At 72.6% G+C, this 14,898-nt stretch carries 17 protein-coding genes; 7 read left to right on the forward strand and 10 right to left on the reverse strand.

The genetic code is table 11. The features are described from left to right. Positions 1 to 16 precede the first annotated feature (16 nt). Genes IEY78_RS04215 through IEY78_RS04225 form a run of 3 tightly spaced genes read left to right on the forward strand, consistent with a single transcriptional unit; the run spans position 17 to position 2,268 of the window. On the forward strand, positions 17 to 691 hold the full coding sequence (locus IEY78_RS04215; RefSeq protein ID WP_189096144.1) for an urease accessory protein UreF: 675 nt from the start codon (positions 17 to 19) through the stop codon (positions 689 to 691). Positions 692 to 733: 42 nt separating this feature from the next. Further along, positions 734 to 1,429 carry an urease accessory protein UreG gene (gene ureG / locus IEY78_RS04220; RefSeq protein ID WP_189096210.1) on the forward strand — a complete coding sequence of 232 codons (696 nt, stop codon included), beginning with the start codon at positions 734 to 736 and terminating at the stop codon, positions 1,427 to 1,429. Continuing rightward, a complete protein-coding gene (locus tag IEY78_RS04225; RefSeq protein ID WP_189096145.1) occupies positions 1,426 to 2,268 on the forward strand; it encodes an urease accessory protein UreD in 843 nt (280 codons plus the stop codon). Before ureG ends, IEY78_RS04225 begins: the two co-directional genes overlap by 4 nt. A 15-nt stretch (positions 2,269 to 2,283) precedes the next feature. Here IEY78_RS04225 and IEY78_RS04230 read toward each other — a convergent pair whose 3' ends face one another. From IEY78_RS04230 to IEY78_RS04245, 4 genes are all read right to left on the reverse strand, one after another. Continuing rightward, entirely contained in the window at positions 2,284 to 2,658 is a 375-nt protein-coding gene (locus tag IEY78_RS04230; RefSeq protein ID WP_189096146.1) for a roadblock/LC7 domain-containing protein, read from the reverse strand. 78 nt (positions 2,659 to 2,736) lie between these two features. Continuing rightward, a complete protein-coding gene (locus tag IEY78_RS04235; protein WP_189096147.1) occupies positions 2,737 to 3,117 on the reverse strand; it encodes a roadblock/LC7 domain-containing protein in 381 nt (126 codons plus the stop codon). 70 nt (positions 3,118 to 3,187) lie between these two features. After that, the gene (locus tag IEY78_RS04240) at positions 3,188 to 4,039 is read right to left on the reverse strand and encodes a hypothetical protein (protein WP_189096148.1); all 852 of its coding nucleotides are present in this window, start codon (positions 4,037 to 4,039) and stop codon (positions 3,188 to 3,190) included. A gap of 42 nt (positions 4,040 to 4,081) precedes the next feature. Continuing rightward, positions 4,082 to 4,465 (reverse strand): hypothetical protein, encoded by a 384-nt coding sequence (locus tag IEY78_RS04245; RefSeq protein ID WP_189096149.1) that lies wholly within the window; start codon positions 4,463 to 4,465, stop codon positions 4,082 to 4,084. A gap of 614 nt (positions 4,466 to 5,079) precedes the next feature. On the opposite strand from IEY78_RS04245, the gene IEY78_RS04250 reads away from it, so the two are divergent. Beyond that, positions 5,080 to 6,720: an alpha/beta hydrolase gene (locus tag IEY78_RS04250; RefSeq protein ID WP_189096150.1), complete on the forward strand. Its 1,641-nt coding sequence runs from the start codon at positions 5,080 to 5,082 to the stop codon at positions 6,718 to 6,720. A gap of 78 nt (positions 6,721 to 6,798) precedes the next feature. Here IEY78_RS04250 and IEY78_RS04255 read toward each other — a convergent pair whose 3' ends face one another. After that, a complete protein-coding gene (locus tag IEY78_RS04255; protein ID WP_189096151.1) occupies positions 6,799 to 7,590 on the reverse strand; it encodes a lysophospholipid acyltransferase family protein in 792 nt (263 codons plus the stop codon). Positions 7,591 to 8,177: 587 nt separating this feature from the next. Here IEY78_RS04255 and IEY78_RS04260 point away from each other — a divergent pair. Further along, the gene (locus IEY78_RS04260; protein ID WP_189096152.1) at positions 8,178 to 8,864 is read left to right on the forward strand and encodes an SCO2207 family protein; all 687 of its coding nucleotides are present in this window, start codon (positions 8,178 to 8,180) and stop codon (positions 8,862 to 8,864) included. Between the two features lie 204 nt (positions 8,865 to 9,068). Next, complete coding sequence (locus IEY78_RS04265) at positions 9,069 to 9,482, forward strand: SSI family serine proteinase inhibitor (protein WP_189096153.1); 414 nt, start codon at positions 9,069 to 9,071, stop codon at positions 9,480 to 9,482. A 79-nt stretch (positions 9,483 to 9,561) separates the two neighbouring features. Here IEY78_RS04265 and IEY78_RS04270 read toward each other — a convergent pair whose 3' ends face one another. The 5 genes from IEY78_RS04270 to IEY78_RS04290 all read right to left on the reverse strand — a co-directional run bounded on the left by IEY78_RS04270 (position 9,562) and on the right by IEY78_RS04290 (position 14,161). Then, the gene (locus IEY78_RS04270; protein ID WP_189096154.1) at positions 9,562 to 9,720 is read right to left on the reverse strand and encodes a hypothetical protein; all 159 of its coding nucleotides are present in this window, start codon (positions 9,718 to 9,720) and stop codon (positions 9,562 to 9,564) included. Between the two features lie 105 nt (positions 9,721 to 9,825). Then, complete coding sequence (locus IEY78_RS04275) at positions 9,826 to 10,785, reverse strand: cytochrome c oxidase assembly protein (protein WP_189096155.1); 960 nt, start codon at positions 10,783 to 10,785, stop codon at positions 9,826 to 9,828. A 153-nt stretch (positions 10,786 to 10,938) separates the two neighbouring features. Beyond that, positions 10,939 to 11,964 carry a 6-phosphofructokinase gene (locus IEY78_RS04280; protein ID WP_189096156.1) on the reverse strand — a complete coding sequence of 342 codons (1,026 nt, stop codon included), beginning with the start codon at positions 11,962 to 11,964 and terminating at the stop codon, positions 10,939 to 10,941. 191 nt (positions 11,965 to 12,155) lie between these two features. Beyond that, positions 12,156 to 12,884 carry a type 1 glutamine amidotransferase gene (locus tag IEY78_RS04285; RefSeq protein WP_189096157.1) on the reverse strand — a complete coding sequence of 243 codons (729 nt, stop codon included), beginning with the start codon at positions 12,882 to 12,884 and terminating at the stop codon, positions 12,156 to 12,158. Between the two features lie 38 nt (positions 12,885 to 12,922). Next, positions 12,923 to 14,161, reverse strand: coding sequence for a Mur ligase family protein (locus IEY78_RS04290; RefSeq protein ID WP_189096158.1), 1,239 nt, complete (start codon positions 14,159 to 14,161; stop codon positions 12,923 to 12,925). Between the two features lie 185 nt (positions 14,162 to 14,346). On the opposite strand from IEY78_RS04290, the gene def reads away from it, so the two are divergent. Further along, on the forward strand, positions 14,347 to 14,898 hold a 552-nt coding region (gene def / locus IEY78_RS04295; RefSeq protein WP_189096159.1), incomplete at its 3' end, for a peptide deformylase.

Raw genomic sequence — 14,898 nt, forward strand, 5'->3', positions numbered from 1 at the left:
ACGTCCCGGAGCGCCGATGAGCCGCGCCGCGCTGCTGATCCTCGCCGACGGCCGGTTCCCCGCCGGCGGGCACGCCCACTCGGGCGGCGCCGAAGCGGCCGTCGCCGCGGGGCGGCTTACCGACGCCGCCACCCTGGAGACCTTCTGCCGGGGCCGGCTGCACACCGCCGGCCTGGTCGCCGCCGGGCTCGCCGCCGCGGCCGCCGCCGGCCACGACCCGCTCCTCCTGGACGACGCCGCCGACGCGCGGACGCCCGTACCGGCGCTGCGGCAGACCGCCCGGCGGCTCGGCCGGCAGCTGATGCGCGCCGCCCGGGCGACCTGGCCCGCCCCCGCCCTCGACGCGCTCGCCGCGGCCCGTCCCCGCGGCGCCCACCAGCCCGTCGTACTGGGCCTGGCGGCCCGGTCCGCGGGCCTGACGCCGCTGGACGCCGCGCACGCCGTCGCCTACGAGACCCTCAGCGGCCCGGCCACCGCCGCCGTCCGGCTGCTGAGCCTGGACCCCTTCGACGCCACCGCCGTGCTCGCCCGCCTCGCCGACGACCTCGACCGGGTCGCCAGACGGGGCGCCGACGCCGCGGAGCGGATCACCGCCGAGGGGACCGACGCCCTGCCCGCCGCCTCCGCGCCGCTGCTCGACATCACCGCCCAGCAGCACGCCGCCTGGCCGGTACGACTCTTCGCGTCCTGACCCCGCCGGCCGCGCCCCGGCCGTACGAATCACGGAGTGACCATGCACCTCGACCACCCGGAAACCTTCCCGGAGCGCCACACCTACGGCGCCGCCCGGGCCGAGCGCCCCGACGGCACCCGGCGCGCCCTGCGCATCGGCCTGGGCGGCCCGGTCGGCACCGGCAAGACCGCCACCGTCGCCGCGCTCTGCCGCGCCCTGCGCGACGAGTTGTCCATCGCCGTCGTCACCAACGACATCTACACCCGCGAGGACGCCGAGTTCCTGCTCCGCGAGGCCGTCCTGCCCGCCGAGCGGATCGCCGCCGTCGAGACCGGGGCCTGCCCGCACACCGCCATCCGCGACGACATCTCCGCCAACCTGGAGGCGGTGGAGGACCTGGAGGACGCGGTCGGCCCCCTCGACCTGGTGCTGGTCGAGTCCGGCGGGGACAACCTGACGGCCACCTTCTCCAAGGGCCTGGTCGATGCGCAGGTCTTCGTCATCGACGTGGCCGGCGGCGACGACATCCCGCGCAAGGGCGGCCCCGGTGTCACCACCTCCGACCTGCTCGTCATCAACAAGACCGACCTCGCGCCGTACGTCGGTGTCGACCTGGAGGGCATGGCCCGCGACGCCAAGGCGCAGCGCGGGGAGTTGCCGGTGGTCTTCACCGCGCTGAAGACCGAGAACGGTGTCCGGCCGGTCTCCGACTGGGTCCGCGGGCGGCTGGCGGACTGGGCCGCGGGCCGCGCATGACCCTCGCACCGCCCCCACCGGCCCACCACGAGCGGGCACCCGCGCCCTCCACCGCCGGGCTGCGCGCCACCGCCCGTATGCTCGCGCGGGCCGGCGGCGACGGGGTGACCCGGCTGCCGGTCCTTGACGGCGACGGGCCGTTCGCGCTGCGCCGCGTCGGCGCGCACGGCCGGCCGGCCCGGGTCTGCGTGGTGAGCGCGATGAGCGCACCGCTCGGCGGCGACCGGCTGGGCATCGAGGCCACCGTCGAGGCGGGCGCCGCGCTGCACCTGACGACCGCCGCCGCGACCGTCGCGCTGCCCGGCCGGACCGGCGAGCCCGCCCATTACGACGTGCGGGTGACGGTGGGCGAGGGGGCACGGCTCGACTGGCTGCCGGAGCCGCTGATCTCCGCCGCGGGCAGCGACCTGCGGATGACCACCACCGTCGAACTCGCCGCCACCGCCCACCTGGTGCTCCGCGAGGAGCAGGTCCTGGGGCGCAGCGGTGAGGAGACCGGTGCGCTGCGCAGCAGGATCGTCGTCCGGCGGGCCGGCCGGACCCTGCTCGACCAGGAGACGGCCTACGGGCCCGGCGCCACCGGCTGGGACAGCACCGCCGTCCTGGGCGGACACCGGGCGCTCGGTCAACTCCTTGTCGTGGCACCGGAGTTCGAGGAACGGGCGGTGGAGGTGCGGCTGCTCGGCGGGGCGGCGGGCGAGCGGCCCGCGGCTCACGAGGGACAGGGGGTGCTCGCGCCGCTCGCCGGTCCGGCGGCGCTGGCCACCGCCGTCGCCCCGGACGCGCTGCGGCTGCGGCGGCTGCTGGACGAGGCCGGGCGGAGCGCCGCCGCCGGGTGACGGCGGCGCCCCTCGTCACACCTCCAGGTCGGTCTCGACCTTGGCGAGCCGGTGACGGGCCAGCGCGAGGTTGGCGCGCTTGCGGTCCAGCACCAGGTACAGGAAGAGACCCTGCCCGCTCTTGCCGGTCACCGGGCGGATGATGTGGTACTGGTTCGTCAGGGTGATGAGCATGTCCTCGATGGAGCCGGTGAGTTCCAGCATCTCCATGGTGCGCATCTTGGCGCGTACGACATCGGTGTTGCCGGCCGCCGCGACGTTGAGGTCCAGCGCCTGGTTGTCACCCAGCGCGGCCAGGGCCATCCCGCTGGTGTAGTCGACCAGGGCGACGCCGACGGCGCCCTCGATGCTGGACATCGCGTCGGAGAGAGCGGTTTCCATTTGAGCCATGACGGGTCAGACCTTTCGATTCTTTGACGGTGTTGCCGGGTTCTGGGGAGTACGGTCCGGGTTCCGGTGCGTGGGGCGTTATCGGCGGGCCGGTGCGTCCACGAGGGCGCCGATGCGTTCCGCGGCCTTCCTGGCCTGGAAATGGAGCCGCCCGACATTGGTGGCCGGGCTCGCCACGGCCGTGAGCACCGCGCGGCGGCCGGCCGAATAGGCCGCGATATAGCCGCTGGCGCCCCTGGTCAGGGATTCCTCGAAGGCGCCCTGGCCGGTCGCCTCGGTGAGGCGCTGGGCGACCCCGATCGCCGCGGCGGTGAGCGCGGCCAGGCCGTCCGGTTCGATGTCCGGCAGATCATGGGCGATGACCATGCCGTCGACGCTCGCCACCATTCCGCCCTGGAAATGGCGGACCTGATGGCGCAGCGTATGCAGTTCCTCCCGTATCCGGGGTTCGATCGTCATCAGTCTCCTTTTCGTGACGCGCGCTCTGATGACGCGCCTCATGGGGTGCACCGGATTCCCGCGGAAAAGCTCACAGTTCTTCCTCCAGTGCCGTACGCAGCCGGACCAGGAGGGCGATGTTCGGATCGGTGGTGTCGAAGATGTCCGGCACCGATCGCTGCGGGGCGGGAGCCGGGTGGGGCGCGGTGGCCGGCGCGGGCGGGGCGTCCAGGCAGGCGCCCGGGCGGCGCCGGGGCAGCGGTGCCGGCGGCGGGGGGACGAGGACCAGCCCGGCCGCGGCGAGCAGACGGATGTCGAGCAGCGTGGCGAACGCCGACTCACCCAGGAGCCGGGCCAGTTCGTAGGGCGTGTGCCGGCCGTCGGCCCGGTCGAGCAGCCGCCGCTGGCGGCGCGTGGTGGCGGCCGGTACGGGGGTGCCGGCGGGTATGACGGGGGAGGTGTCGGCCGCCGCCCAGGGCTGCAGCCGGTCGAGCAGCGCCCGGCGGCGGGCCGTCGCCTGCTGGAGCGCGGTGATGCTGACCGGGCGTATGACGCCCAGCCAGTGCGCCGTCCCGGGGGTGAAGGAGGCGGCCTCGGGCGGCAGCTCCAGGGCGAAGAACGCCGCGTCGAGCAGCGCGGCGAGATGGCAGATCTCCAGCTCGCCCTGGGTCAGCCAGCCCTCCTCGACCAGGAACCGGCCACCGGTCCGCCGCTCCCCGGCCGCCTCGGCGGCGTGCTCCCAGCCCTGCGGCGGGAGCTTGCCGGCCGCGGTGAGGCGGCTGCCGAGCCCGGGGGCGGCGGTGCTCTCTATGCAGTAGACGGCGCCGTCGAGGAAGTAGAAGCAGCCGTGCGGACCGGAGAGGGCGCCGGTGACGCGTTCGGCGGCGAACCGGTCGAGCAGCCCGGCCGGAGCGGGCGGGGGAGGAGATATGGGCAGGCCCATGGTGGTTCCCTTACCGTTCGTACGAGGTGGCGGAGCGCGCCGTCAGGACGCGACCAGCTCCGCCGCCAGATCACGCAGCCGTAGCCGGGCCACGGCGAGATTGGCCTGGGCGCGGTCCAGCCAGAGGTAGAGATAGGTCTGGCTGTCGAAGGCCGTGTGCACGAAGCGGATGAGGTGGTAGCTGCCCGCGGCCGTGATGATGAGGTCCTCCAGAGCCGGACCGCCGGCCCCCGCGGTGTCGAAGCTGGCGTTGCGCGTCACGGCCTGCACCACATCGGCGGTGTCGGCGGCGGCCGCGTCGTGGTCGCCGTGCGGCGCCTGCCCCGCCGTGCCGAGCGTCAGCCCGCTGGTCCAGTCGATCAGCCCGGCGCCGAGCACGCCCGGGATTCCCATGGCCTGGGACAACACCTGATCGATTCCCGGCACTTCGGATCTCCTTCTGAACGACTCGGCTGCGGGCGGAAACGCCGAAGCCCTCCCGTGGCGGTGAGTGGGAGAGCCTTCACGGAAGGTTACTGAAAGGGTGCGCCTGGCACATGCCTGATGGGCAGGTCTACGGCAATTGACGTATTCTCGCCCCTGCACGCCCCCTCCGGCAGCCTCCGCGCCGGACGACAACCGGCCAGGTCAGTAAGGAGGTTGGCGTCCTGCTGCCACCATTGAGCCTGGTGGCTGCGCTGTCGCCGCTCGGTCAATTGCGCGATATTCCCCTCACGGTGGCGGCTGAGCTGGTAGAGCGCGGGCCCGGGCGGCGCGGGCGCCGTCGGCCGGCGACTCTGGCCGGAATGGGGAGGTACCTCTGAGCAGCCCCGGTCGTTCGGCAGCGGCCTTCCGGCCGTCCGGGGCGGGCACGGGTGCCGTCCCGAGCGCCCCCCCCGCGTACACCGACGGAGCGGCTCCCCGGCGGCCGGATACCTACAGCTTGGTAAAGAATTGCGGGCCCGACCTGTTCAAGCGGGGACGGCACACGTCAGGATCCCTCTGTAAGCCTGTGATCAACGCCGCCACGAGTGGCGCACCATGCAGGGGGAATTGACCACGTGAGAAAATCTGCAGCACTCGGCGCCGCCGGCACCCTGGTGACGGGAGCGCTCCTCGCCGGAGCGATATCCGCCACCCCCGCCACCGCCGGTGAGCGGCACCAGGGCGGATCGGCCGAGTCGCGCGGCGTACAGACCGCCGCCGCGCGCGCCGCCAAGAAGGGCATCCAGTGGCAGGAGTGCCCCGCCGACTGGGGCCTGAAGTCACCGATCCAGTGCGGCTATGTGGCGGTCCCCGTCGACTACGCCAAGCCCAACGGCCGCACCATCAAGATCGCCGTCGACCGGGCCGTCAGCACCGGCGACAAGAAGGAGCGACAGGGCTCCCTCGTGTACAACCCCGGCGGTCCCGGCGGCTCGGGCATGCGGTTCCCGACCCGCATCACCACCAAGAACCCGCTCTGGGCCAAGACCGCCAAGGCCTACGACTTCGTGGGCTTCGACCCCCGGGGCGTGGGGCACTCCGCGCCGATCTCCTGCATGGACCCGCAGGAGTTCGTCAAGGCCCCCAAGGCCGACCCGGTGCCGTCCGGTGAGGCCGACAAGCGCGCCCAGCGCAAGCTCGCCAAGGAGTACGCCGAGGGCTGTGCCGAGCGCAGCCACGGCCTGCTGCCGTACATGACGACGGCGAACACCGCCCGCGACATGGACGTGATCCGTGCCGCGCTCGGCGAGAAGAAGCTCAACTACCTGGGCGTCTCCTACGGCACCTACCTGGGCGCCGTGTACGGGACGCTCTTCCCGGGTCATGTCCGCCGGATGCTCGTCGACAGCGTCGTCGATCCCTCGCGCGAGAAGATCTGGTACCAGGCCAACCTCGACCAGGACGTCGCCTTCGAGACCCGCTGGGGCGACTGGAAGAAGTGGGTCGCCAAGAACGACGCCGCCTACCACATCGGGGACACCCCCCAGAAGGTCCAGGCGGCCTGGGAGAAGCTGCGGGCGACCGCGAAGAAGGACCCCATCGGTGGTGTCGTCGGCCCCGCCGAGCTGACCGGCTTCTTCCAGAACGCGCCGTACTACGACTCGATGTGGGCCACCGTCGCCGAGGTCTGGAGCTCCTACCGTTCCGGTGACAGCAAGCCGCTGGTCGAGAACGCCGGTCCGAACCTCAAGGACACCGCGGGCAACATCGCCGCGGAGAACGGCAACGCCGTCTACACGGCCGTCGAGTGCACCGACACCAAGTGGCCCACCAGCTGGCAGAAGTGGGACCGCGACAACACCCGCACCCACGCCAAGGCACCGTTCATGACCTGGTCCAACGCCTGGATGAACCTGCCCTGCGCCACTTGGCCGGCCAAGCAGCAGCGCGCGATCGACGTCAAGACGGGCAAGGGCCTGCCGAGCGTGCTGATCGTGCAGAGCAAGCGCGACGCGGCCACGCCCTACGGCGGCGCCGTGGACCTGCACCACCGCTTCAAGGGCTCCCGCCTGATCACCGAGCGGGACGCCGGTTCGCACGGTGTCACCGGCCAGGTCAACCCCTGCATCAACGACCGGGTCGACGCGTACTTCCTGGAGGGGAAGACCGACGCCAAGGACGTGACCTGCGCTCCGCACGCCACGCCCCAGCCGGGCAAGGCCACGGCCAAGGCCGCCGCCGCGAAGGGTGCCGCCGACCTTCCGGCCGCTCCCTGATCCGCACGGCAGAGAGTTGAGAGGGGCGGCCGGGATCTTCCCGGCCGCCCCGCTCGCGTCGCCGTCCGGCCGGCGCGCCTATTCCTTGCCCGGGCCCTTCTCGTTCGCCGGGCTCTTTCCCTTCGCCGGGCCCTGCCCCTTCACCTGAGCCTTTTCCTTCCCCTGTCCCCGCCGTCCCTGAGCGCGTGCCTGGGCCTGTGCCTCGGCCTTGGCCTCGCCCGCGTACTGGTCGACGTACTCCTGCCCGGACAGCGTGAGGATCGCGTACATGATCTCGTCGGTGACGGCACGCAGGATGAAGCGGTCGTCCTCCATGCCCTCGTACCGCGCGAAGTCCATCGGTGCGCCGAAGCGGATGGTGATCCGCATCGCGCGCGGCAGCCGCCGGCCGGTCGGCTGGGCCTCGAAGGTGCCGATCATCGCGCACGGCACCACCGGTACACCCGCGATGACGGCCATCGAGGCGACCCCGGTCCGCCCCTTGTAGAGCCGGCCGTCGTGCGAGCGGGTGCCCTCCGGGTAGATCCCCAGGAGGTGGCCCTTGCGCAGGACGGAAAGCCCCGAGGACAGCGCCGCCCGGGAGGCGCGGCCCCCGGAGCGGTCCACCGGAATCTGCCCCACCCCGCGGAAGAACGCCGCGGTCAGCCGCCCCTTGAGGCCGGGCCCGGTGAAGTACTCGGCCTTGGCCAGAAATGTCACCCGGCGCGGCACGATCGCCGGCATCACGAAGTGGTCCGCGAACGACAGATGGTTGCCCGCGATGATCGCCGCGCCCTCTTCCGGGATGTGCTCCAGCCCCTCGATCCGCGGTCGGAACACCAGCCGCAGCAGTGGTCCGAGGAGGAGGTACTTCAGCACCTGGTAGAGCACGGAGCAGCTCCCTTTTCGGTTGGCTTGCCATGGGGGGAGGCCGTTCAAGGTCATGAGGGCCCGGGACAGCCAGTGAGTTTATGAGCACATGCCGCTACTTGTAACCACCTTCGGCCGGATCGATGCTGACGTGTGGACAGCCCGAGGGCCCGGCGGAAGGCCGGTGGGAGACGCGGGACGGATGTGCGTGCGCGCGGCGGCCGCGTGGCGGCACCCGGTTCGCGAGGCCCGGAAACGGGCGGACGAGGTCCGGACGGCGGGCGCCAGGCTGACCCTGCGCCGCGCCCCATGGAGCCCTGGCGCAGCCCGCAGCCCGCAGCCCGCAGCCCGCAGCCCGCAGCCCGCAGCCCGCAGCCCGGGGGCGCGGGCTCACGGCTCGCGGCCACGCCGGCCGGAGGACATCCCAGGCGCACCCCGGCCGGCGCCCCGCATCCCCGCAGCCTGGCAGACGCGCCCGCCGTCCGGGATCCCCTTTGGCATCCGCGGACAACTTTCAACTTCTGCTGAACGACGCCGGGTTGGCCCGGCGTACTGTCCGGCAACCGCGCCTGAATCCACGGTTCCAGGCCGAGAACAGGAGTGCAGAGATGTCCCGGAAGAAAACAGCCGGCCGGCGCCAGAAGATCGTCGTCTGCGTCAGCGCCGCGGCGCTGGTCGGCGGTATCGCCATCGCCACCACGGGCACCAGCCAGGCATCGGTGGCCTGTGACGGCCTGTCCACCGCGCTGAGCAACAACCAGAAGTTCATCGCCGACCAGCGGGCCCACCCGGACTCCCAGTCGGCGGCACGGATCGCCAACCGGGAAGCGGTGATCAAGGAGATCCAGGTCAAGCAGAAGGCCGCCGGCTGCTCCTCGGAGGGCGGCGAGGACTCGGCCGGTGCCCCGCCGGCGCAGCAGTCCCCGGGCGGTGACGCCCCGCCCGCCTCCTCGACGGCGCCGCCCGGCTCGGCGGGTCAGTCCTCCTCGGGTGACCCCTCCGCCTCCGCGGCCCCGCCCGCCGCGGGTGGCTCGTCGGGCGGCGGTGGCGACGTGGTCTGCCCCGGCTCGACGGTGACCCTGTCCGGCGAGGGCGGCGCACCGGCGGCGTCCAGCGGCCAGTTCCCCGCCGGCACCAAGCTGAAGGTGACCAACCTGGACAACGACAAGTCGACGACGGTCTCCGTGACCTCGCCCTCGGGCAGCTGTGTGCTGCTGAACAACGCGGCCTTCGACCAGGTCCGTGAGGCGGGGAAGAACCTGATCCGGCACGCCCGGATCGAGCGCGTCGGCTGACCCCGGTCCGGTGACCGGCAACGGAGCCGCCTCCTCCGTTGCCGGTCACCTTCTTGTCTCCTGGGCGTGGATCCAGGGCCCGTACGGGCGACCTCGCGGCGTGGCCACTTGCCCGCCGGCGTCCGGCGGGGTGGCCTGGGGCCGCCGGGCGCCACGTCCTGTCGGCCCCGCACCCGATCCCGCCGACGTTCCCAGGAGACCTCGATGTCCGTGAGCCGTGGACGCCGATCCGCCCGTACCGCCGCGCTCGCCGCCCTCTCCACGGCCCTGCTGGGCGTGCTCTGCGCCGTCCCGGCCGGCGCCGACGAGCCGCCGATGGACCAGGGCCTGCAGCTCACCGTGTCGGGAGCCGCCAACACCTGGGTCCGCGGGGTACGGCTCAGCTGCCCCGACGCCTACCGCCGGCATCCGCACGCGCGCGCCGCCTGTGACGCGCTGACCTGGGCGCACGGTGATCTGGACGCCCTGCCCGGGGAGCCGCACAGCTGCACCCGGGAGTTCGACCCGGTCACCGTCACCGCGACCGGCACCTGGCGCGGCAGCCCGGTGAACTGGCGCAAGGAGTTCCCCAACGCCTGCACGATGGACTCCGCCACCGGGCCGGTCTTCCGGTTCTGAGCCTGAGCCTGAGCCGGGCCGCGTCCGGGCTCCCCGGGCCCACCACGGGCCCGTGCTCCGGGCCGCCCGGGCGGGGCGCTCAGACGGGTCGCGCGGCCACCATCCCGATCGTCACCAGCGCCAGCACCACCCAGGAGAACCAGAGCCAGCCATTGGCGCCCAACGCCACGGTGTAGGCGGTCGCCACGACCAGTCCGCCCACCGTGCACACGGCCATCGTTCTCGCAGATCCGGGCATACCCGCAACCTCCTCACGGCGGCCCGGGCGTCCATGCCGCGGGCCGCGGCCATGGGACCATCGTCCCCGGCCGCGGCCCGTACCGCCAGAGTGGCGGGCCTGCCGTCAGCGCCCCCGCGCGTGGAGCGAGGCGAGGTAGGCGTTGTACTCGACCAGATCCTTGTCGCCGTCGCGGTCGGCGGCCCGGTCGGCGCGCTGCGACTGCCGCTCGTCGGACCGGTACCACTGGAAGACCAGCGCGATCAGCACCACGACGGACGGGATCTCGCTGAACGCCCAGGCGATGCCGCCGGCGGCCGTCTGGTCCGACAGCGCCTCGATGCCGAGCGAGGCCGGCGGGTGCACGAAGGTGTCGACCATCGGCTCCGAGGCCATCATCAGCGCGATCCCGAAGAACGCGTGGAACGGCATGCCCGCGAACAGCTCCAGGATCCGCATCACATGGCCGGGACGGTGCGGGCCCGGGTCGACGCCCATGATCGGCCAGAAGAACACCAAGCCGACCGCGAGGAAGTGCACCATCATCCCGATGTGCCCGGCCCGCGACTCCATCAGGAAGTCGAACAGCGGGGAGAAGTAGAGCGCGTAGAGGCTCGCGATGAAGAGGGGGATGGTGAATGCCGGGTGCGTGATGATCCGCATGTAGCGGCTGTGCAGCAGTGCGACCAGCAGCTCGCGCGGGCCCTTGCGCCCGCGCCCGGCGGTCGGCAGCGCCCGCAGCGCCAGCGTCACCGGCGCCCCGAGCAGCAGCAGGATCGGCGAGAGCATGCTGATGATCATGTGCTGGACCATGTGGACGCTGAACATCGCCATGCCGTAGTCGTTCAGCTTGGTGCACATCACCAGCGCCACCGTCAGGATGCCCAGCGTCCAGGCGACGGTCCGGCCCACCGGCCAGGAATCCCCGCGCCGCCGCAGCCGGAACACCGCCCAGCCGTAGAGCGCCAGTCCCAGCAGGCAGCCGACGAGGAAGAACGGATCACCACCGAACTCCAGGCCCCGCCCCAGCGTGAACGGCGGCAGATCCATGTTCATGCCGTCCATGCCGTGCCCGCTGTGATCCATCCGCTCGCTCCTGATTCGTACCGATAGTCCGGCCACAAGACTAGAACCGCCCCCGGCCGGAACATCGGCCGGGGGCGGTTCGTGCGACGGGGCGTTGCGGAACCGGGGTGGGACCCGTTGCGGGCCCGGTCTAACGCGCCGGGCGTGCGGTGCTCACAGCACGCACTCGGCCTCGTCATAGCGCGCCTCGGGCACCGTCTTGAGCGTCTCGACCGCCTCGGCCAGCGGCACCAGCGTGATGTCCGTACCGCGCAGCGCGGTCATCATGCCGAACTCGCCGCGGTGCGCGGCCTCGACGGCGTGCCAGCCGAAGCGGGTGGCGAGCACCCGGTCGTAGGCGGTCGGCGTCCCACCGCGCTGGACATGGCCGAGGATGACCGGCCGGGCCTCCTTGCCGAGGCGGTCCTCCAGCTCCACGGAGAGCTGCCGGGCGACACCGGCGAAGCGCTCGTGGCCGTACATGTCCTTGCCGCCGATGTCGAAGGTCATGCTGCCCTCGCGCGGCTTGGCACCCTCGGCGACGACCACGATCGCGAACTTCTTGCCGGCCTCGAAGCGTTCGGCCACCCGCGCGGTCAGCTCGTCGATGTCGAAGGGCCGCTCCGGCACCACGATGGCGTGCGCACCGGCCGCCATCCCCGAGTGCAGCGCGATCCAGCCGGTGTGCCGCCCCATCACCTCGACGATCATCACCCGCTGATGGGACTCCGCGGTGGTCTTGAGCCGGTCCAGCGCCTCGGTGGCGACGCCCACCGCGGTGTCGAAGCCGAACGTCACGTCCGTGACCGCGATGTCGTTGTCGATGGTCTTCGGCACGCCGACGATCGGCAGGCCCGCGTCCGACAGCAGCCGCGCCGCCTTCAGCGTGCCCTCGCCGCCGATCGGGATGATGGCGTCCAGGCCCAGCTCGGCGACGTGGCCGCGGGCCCGCTCGACGCCGTCCCGCAGATGGGCGGGCTGCACCCGCGAGGAGCCGAGGATGGTGCCGCCGCGCGCCAGGATGCCGCCGACGGCATCAAGGTCGAGCTTGCGGTAATCGCACTCCAGCAAGCCCTTCCAGCCGTCGCGGAAGCCGATCACCTCATCGCCGTGATCAGCGGTGGCGCGGTGGACGACGGACCGGATGACGGCGTTCAGACCGGGGCAGTCGCCGCCGGAGGTGAGGACACCAATACGCATTGCTCGAAAACCCTCTGCAACTCAACCGGGGGCCCGGACCCCGTCGTCCGGTTGTATCCCGTTCACCCTACAAGCGCGGAGCCATCGGGCACACGAACGCCCGCAGTGCGGGACTGCGGGCGTACGAAAGGGGTGCGATTCCGGCAAACGTCACATGCGAGCGGAGCGCTCGACGGCGCCGCCCACCGGCCTCACGCGGGCTGGGTGGCCGCCGCGATCCGCTCCTGGCGCAGCGCCTCGTACCAGCGGTCCTCCACCGGCGGCAGCGCGTTCACGTCCAGTGCCAGCTTGATCAGCAGATCGGCGATGTGCGGGTTGCGGGCCATCACCGGACCGTGCAGATACGTGCCGAAGACGGTGTCGCTGTACGCGCCCTCGTAGCCGTCGCCGACGCCGTTGCCGTTGCCGAACCGCACCTTGGCGAACGGCCGGGCCGTCTTGCCCAGGTGGGTGACGCCCTGGTGGTTCTCGAAGCCGGTCAGCGGCGGCAGGCCCAACTGCGGGTCGATGTCGGCGAGGACGTCGCCGACGCAGCGCTCCGCCTCGCCGCGGGTGCTCACCACGTCCAGCAGGCCCATGCCCTGCTGCCGCTCCCCGAGGTCGTTGACGAACTCGTGGCCCAGGATCTGGTAGCCGGCGCAGACCGAGAAGACGATCGCGCCGTTGGAGACCGCGCGGCCCAGTCCGCCGTCACGGATCAGCCGCTCCGCGGCCAGCCGCTGCGGCCGGTCCTCACCGCCGCCGATCAGGTAGATGTCGCCGGAGGTGGGGATCTGCTGGTCGGAGCGCACGTCCAGGCGCTGTACGTCCAGGCCGCGCTGGCGCGCCCGCCGCTCCACCACCAGGGCGTTGCCCTGGTCGCCGTACGTGCTCAGCAGATCCGGGTAGATCCACACCAGGCGCAGGCTGTTGTCACTCATGCTCGCTCGTCCTTGTCCGTAAGGTCGGTGGACCGCACTCAGTTGCCCACGCGGCGGCGCAGGTCCTGGAAGGCCGTGTAGTTGGCGATGACCTCGATCCGTCCGGGCGGGGCCATCCGCGCCGCCTCGTCGAGGTTCTCGCACACATGGAAGTCGAGTCCCGCGACCTCCAGGCGCACCGCGAGGTCCAGCTTGCGGTCGCCCAGCACGAAGAGCGGGTGCCCGGCCAGCCGGGTGTAGTCGACGTCCCACAGCCACGAGGTGTCGGTGCCGTCCGCGCCCCGCGCGTTCACCGACATGATCACCGGGGTCGGCGGCGGGTCGATCAGCGAGAACGTCTCCAGCCAGCCGGCCGGGTTCTTCGCCAGCAGCAGCCGCAGGTCGCGGTCCATGAACGAGACCACGTCATAGCGCCCGGCCACCGCCTGCACCGAGAACATCCGCTCCAGGGCCACCTGCGGCGGCACCCCGAAGGTGGCGGCGACCGCGGCGGACGTGGTGGCGTTCGCCTTGTTGGCGCGCCCCGGCAGCTGGAGCTTGATCGGCCAGGCACTGCCGTGCGGATCGAGCACATGATCGCCGGACAGCGCCCAGCTGGGCGTGGGGCGGCGGAAGCCGCACTCGCCGCAGAACCAGTCCTCGCCCGGCCGCTGCATCACACCACCGCACGAGGGGCAGGACCAGGCATCGTCCTTCCACTCCTGGCCGGCCGCGACCCACACCACGTTCGCGGACGACGAGGCCGCCCACACGATCAGCGGGTCGTCCGCGTTGGCGATGATCAGCGCCTTGGAGCCGGCCAGGCCCTCGCGCCAGTGCTCGGCCAGCATCCGGGTCTCCGCGGCGCGGTCGAGCTGGTCGCGCGAGAGGTTCAGCAGCGCTATGGCCTTCGGCGTGACATCGCGTGCCACGCCGGCGAGGTACTTCTCGTCCACCTCGATGACGCCGTACTTGGCGTCCGACCCGCCGGCCAGCGCCGAGGTGATACCGGCCGGCATGTTGGCGCCGAGCGCGTTGGAGACCACCGGGCCGCTGGCCCGCAGCGCCTCGGCGATCAGCCGGGTCGTGGTCGTCTTGCCGTTCGTCGCCGACACCAGGATCACGTCCAGGTGCCCGGCCAGCCGCGCGAGCAGGTCGGGGTCGAGCTTGAGCGCCACCCGGCCACCGATCACCGATCCGCTGCCGCGGCCCGCCGCGCGCGATACCGCCGCCGCGGCCTTGCCCGCCGTCACGGCCAGCTTGGCCCGCGGCGACAGCGGCTCCGTGTTGCCTGCCATCGTCCTTGATCCTCCTTGCATCCGGCGCCCCCCTGCCGTACCGCTGCCGGTGGAACGCCTCCTCCGCAGCCGATGACCGGCCGGGGCTTCGGTCGGGGATCAGCCTATCGAGATCCGGCGGTGGGCCCGAACCCCGCCACCCGTGCGGCGACATCCGATGCGGCCCTGGCCGTACCCTTACCCCCATGCCTTCCCGCACCATCCAGGGCAGTTCCGGACGTGTCCACCCCCTGCGCCTGCTCGGCGACCCGGCCCTGACCGAGCCCTGCCAGGAGGTCACCGCCTTCGACGGTGCGCTCCGGCAACTGGTCGAGGACATGTTCGCGACGATGTACGCCGCGCAGGGCGTGGGCCTGGCCGCCAACCAGATCGGCGTGCCGCTGCGGGTCTTCGTCTACGACTGCCCCGACGACGAGGACCGCCGGCACCTCGGCCACCTGGTCAACCCCCGGCTCGTCGAGGCGGACGGCCCGGTCTTCCGCGGCCCCGAGGGCTGCCTGTCGCTCCCGGGCATCGAGGCCGGCACCCCGCGCCACGACCGCACCGTCGTGACCGGGGCCGATGCCGGCGGCGAGCCCCGGACGGTGACCGGCACCGGCTTCTTCGCCCGCTGCCTGCAGCACGAGTGCGACCACCTCGACGGCGGTCTGTACGTCGACCACCTCACCGGGCTGCGCCGGCGCCGGGCGCTGCGGGCGGCGGCCCGGGCCCCGTGGGCCGCGGCGGCGGAGGTCGCC

The sequence above is a fragment of the Streptomyces kronopolitis genome, assembly GCF_014646275.1.
Lineage (GTDB): Bacteria > Actinomycetota > Actinomycetes > Streptomycetales > Streptomycetaceae > Streptomyces > Streptomyces kronopolitis.

Coding starts and splice junctions, on each gene's coding strand:
- IEY78_RS04215 (WP_189096144.1), top strand. CDS start 17: ATGAGCCGCGCCGCGCTGCTGATCCTCGCCGACGGCCGGTTCCCCGCC.
- ureG (WP_189096210.1), top strand. CDS start 734: ATGCACCTCGACCACCCGGAAACCTTCCCGGAGCGCCACACCTACGGC.
- IEY78_RS04225 (WP_189096145.1), top strand. CDS start 1,426: ATGACCCTCGCACCGCCCCCACCGGCCCACCACGAGCGGGCACCCGCG.
- IEY78_RS04230 (WP_189096146.1), bottom strand. CDS start 2,658: ATGGCTCAAATGGAAACCGCTCTCTCCGACGCGATGTCCAGCATCGAG.
- IEY78_RS04235 (WP_189096147.1), bottom strand. CDS start 3,117: ATGACGATCGAACCCCGGATACGGGAGGAACTGCATACGCTGCGCCAT.
- IEY78_RS04240 (WP_189096148.1), bottom strand. CDS start 4,039: ATGGGCCTGCCCATATCTCCTCCCCCGCCCGCTCCGGCCGGGCTGCTC.
- IEY78_RS04260 (WP_189096152.1), top strand. CDS start 8,178: ATGTCCCGGAAGAAAACAGCCGGCCGGCGCCAGAAGATCGTCGTCTGC.
- IEY78_RS04265 (WP_189096153.1), top strand. CDS start 9,069: ATGTCCGTGAGCCGTGGACGCCGATCCGCCCGTACCGCCGCGCTCGCC.
- IEY78_RS04270 (WP_189096154.1), bottom strand. CDS start 9,720: ATGCCCGGATCTGCGAGAACGATGGCCGTGTGCACGGTGGGCGGACTG.
- IEY78_RS04275 (WP_189096155.1), bottom strand. CDS start 10,785: ATGGATCACAGCGGGCACGGCATGGACGGCATGAACATGGATCTGCCG.
- IEY78_RS04280 (WP_189096156.1), bottom strand. CDS start 11,964: ATGCGTATTGGTGTCCTCACCTCCGGCGGCGACTGCCCCGGTCTGAAC.
- IEY78_RS04285 (WP_189096157.1), bottom strand. CDS start 12,884: ATGAGTGACAACAGCCTGCGCCTGGTGTGGATCTACCCGGATCTGCTG.
- IEY78_RS04290 (WP_189096158.1), bottom strand. CDS start 14,161: ATGGCAGGCAACACGGAGCCGCTGTCGCCGCGGGCCAAGCTGGCCGTG.